The organism is Methylobacterium sp. WL7, from assembly GCF_008040085.1.
Taxonomy (GTDB): Bacteria; Pseudomonadota; Alphaproteobacteria; order Rhizobiales; family Beijerinckiaceae; genus Methylobacterium; species Methylobacterium mesophilicum.
Genome location: NZ_VRVG01000256.1, coordinates 1 through 3,137, shown reverse-complemented (window position 1 = coordinate 3,137; position 3,137 = coordinate 1). Strand labels below are relative to the sequence as shown.

At 70.5% G+C, this 3,137-nt stretch carries 3 protein-coding genes; 2 read left to right on the top strand and 1 reads right to left on the bottom strand.

Annotated features, from left to right (window positions below; translation table 11 throughout):
- Nucleotides 1-1,812 (bottom strand): chloride channel protein (locus tag FV233_RS28850; protein ID WP_147899574.1); only part of this gene is annotated, 1,812 nt, incomplete at its 3' end.
- A 151-nt stretch (nucleotides 1,813-1,963) separates the two neighbouring features.
- On the opposite strand from FV233_RS28850, the gene FV233_RS28845 reads away from it, so the two are divergent.
- Entirely contained in the window at nucleotides 1,964-2,392 is a 429-nt protein-coding gene (locus tag FV233_RS28845; protein WP_147855776.1) for a helix-turn-helix domain-containing protein, read from the top strand.
- A gap of 46 nt (nucleotides 2,393-2,438) precedes the next feature.
- Entirely contained in the window at nucleotides 2,439-3,044 is a 606-nt protein-coding gene (locus tag FV233_RS28840; protein WP_238261088.1) for a hypothetical protein, read from the top strand.
- Nucleotides 3,045-3,137: the final 93 nt, after the last annotated feature.

Below are 3,137 nucleotides of genomic sequence, written 5' to 3'. Positions count from 1 at the left end.
GCCCCCGCTTGCCTCCGCGCGGATGCGATTCCGGCGGAAATACGCCCGGCGCTCGGCCTCGGCGCGGACCGTCGCGGCGCGCACCTGCAACAGGTCCTTGCGGGTGAGCAGCCCGACCAACTCACCGCTCTCCGGGTCGGTGACCGTCAGGCGGCCTTGGCCGGCCGACAGCATCACGTCGAGGGCGTGCGATACCACATCGCCCGGATGGACCGATGCCAAGCCAGCATCCGAGACGCGCTCGGCGAGGGTCTCGTCGGCCGCGTCATCCTCCCGCGTCTCCATCGTCCAGCGGAGCGCGTCGTCGCGCGTGACCAGGCCTACCGGCCGACGGCCGCCGTCGAGTACCGGATAGGCGTGGTGGGGACCGGCGGTGATCGCCGCCACAGCCTCGGCCACCGGCAGATCCCCCGCGAGGGTGGCGACCTTGCGGGTCATCACCGCCTCGACCCGGGCCAAGTCGTAGGGATCGATGCCGTATTCCCGGGTCACGTGCTGTCCCCGCCGGGCGATCTTCTCGGTGAGGATCGAGCGCTTGAGCAGCAGCACGGTCACCGCGTAGGCCGCCATGGTGGCGGCGAGCAGGGGTGCCAGGGCGGCGACGTCGCCGGTCACCTCGACGGCGAACACCACTCCGGTCAGTGGCGCCGGCAGGGTCCCACCGAGCATCGCCGCCATGCCGAGCAGCGCCCAGAACCCATGCGCACCGGGGAGGACGAGGCCGATCAGCCAGCCGATCGCGCCACCCAGGATCAGCAACGGTGCGAGCACGCCCCCGGACGTGCCCGACGACAGCGCGGCGAGCCAGATCACCGCTTTCACGACGAGGATCATCAGCACCGCTCCGGCCAGCATGTGCCCGGACAGCAGATCGCGGATCACATCGTAGCCGACACCGAGCGCCCGGGGCTCCACCAAGCCGCCGAGGCCGACCACGAGGGCGCCCAAAGCCGGCCACCACATCCAGTGGATCGGCAGCCGGCCGAACCCGTCCTCGAGGGCGTAGAGCGCGCGCGTGAGCACACCGGAGATCAGCCCGCAGGCCAGCCCGAGCGCTGCACAGGCGGGCAATCCCCACCACGGCAGCGCCGGATTGTCGGTGAAGGGGAAGAGCGGGCCGGCCTCGAACAGGGCGGGCCGCCAGCAGGCCGCCGTCACCGCACCGACCGTGACCGGCACGAGGCTGCGCGGGCGCCACTCGAACAGCAGCACCTCGACGGCGAGCAGCACGGCCGCCACGGGCGTACCGAAGATCGCCGTCATGCCGGCCGCGGCGCCGGCCACCAGCAGGGTCTTCCGTTCGGATGCGCTCAGATGGAAGAACTGCGCGAACAGCGAGCCCACCGCGCCGCCCGTGACGATGATCGGTCCCTCGGCGCCGAACGGCCCGCCCGTGCCGATCGCCACCGCCGAGGAGAGCGGCTTCAAGACAGCCACCTTGGGCGACATCCGGCTGCCGCCGATCAGGATCGCCTCCATGGCCTCCGGGATGCCGTGGCCACGGATCTTCTCCGAGCCGTAACGCGCCATCGCACCCACGATCAGCGCGCCGATGACCGGAATCGCGATCATCCACGGCCCCGGCGTCGCGCCGGCGAGTGACGTCAGAGCGGTGTCGAAGCGGCCGTACCAGGCGAGATTGGTCACCAGGCCGATCAGCGTGAGCAGGATCCAGGCGGTGGCGGTCGCAGCCGTCCCGGTGATCGCCGCGAGCGCGGCCAGCGCCAGAACCCGCCGATCCGCGCTGAAATCGCCGAGCACCCGCCGCAATGGCCTGCCAGCGCCGTGCGCGATGTCCTGTCCGCCGTCCATACAGCCCTCCGTCCTTCACGGCCCAATTATATCGTAGCACGATATATTCAATGACGTCCGGACCGGAACGGGGTGCTACGGGCCCGGGAAGCCCTTATGGATCCGGACGCTATAAGGCCGAACGTCCGGAACCGGCACCAGGGAGATTACCGTGGCTTGCGAGGATCCTCAGACCGCGCCGCTGTCCCAGGAGCAGTACGCCGCTCTGGCGGAATTCCGATACCGACTGCGGCGCTTCCTGGCCTTCAGCGAGGCGGCGGCAGGCCGGGCCGGCATCCCACCTCAGCAGCATCAGGCACTCCTGGCCTTGGCCGGCCATGCCGGGCGCGCGCCGCCGACGGTGGGGCTGCTGGCCGAGCAACTTCTGATCGCTCCGCATACCGCGGCCGAACTCGTCGCCCGGATGGTCGTTGGCGGCCTGCTTACGAAGGGACGCGCCGCCGAGGATCGACGCCGGAGCGAATTGGCGCTCACGCCCCGGGCCGAAACCCTGCTGCGCGATCTGACCGCTGCGCACCTGGAGGAGTTGCGCGGCCTGGTGCCAGCGCTCTCGGGCGCGCTCCATCCCGCGGCGACTTGACGCATAGGGGGTTGGATGGTCTTTTTCCGTAGGGGGGGGAGCGGAGATGGCGGATCCTGACAGGTCGGCGGCGCACCGCGCCAAGCTCCGCGGGTTCTACACGTCGCTGGTGGCCAACCCGAATGCGGCCGACCCGCGCGTCGCGGCGGCCTTCGCGGCAGTTCCTCGGGAGCCGTTCGCCGGCCCGGGGCCCTGGTCGATCCTGGCCGCACATGTCTGGCGATCTCAGGATCGCGGCCCGCTCTACGTGACCACCCCGGACGACGACCCCGCCTTCCTGTATCAGGACGTGCTGGTCGCCCTCGACGCAGCAAGCGGCATCAATATCGGACAGCCCAGCCTGCACGCCCTCTGCCTCGATGCGCTCGCGCCCCGGCCCGGGGAGACCGTGGTCCAGGTCGGGACAGGCAGCGGGTATTATACGGCGCTCCTCGCCCATCTCGTCGGGCCGGACGGCCATGTGTGCGGCTTCGAGATCGACTCCGGCCTCGCGGAGCGGGCGGCGCGCAATCTCATCCCCTGGCCGTGGGCCCGGGTCGATGCGCGCTCCGGCGTAGACGGGAGCCTCCCCGAGGCCGACGCGATCTACGTCAATGCCGGGGCACCGCGCCCTCAGGACGATCGCTTGAAGGGGATCAGGCGGTCTGAGTGACGATGGCTCTGAGGTAGTCGTGGTTCCAAGCGGCGGCTTTTCTGCGGGTCTTGAGGCTGTCCGTGTCGGATGCGGTGCGGATGAGGTTCATGG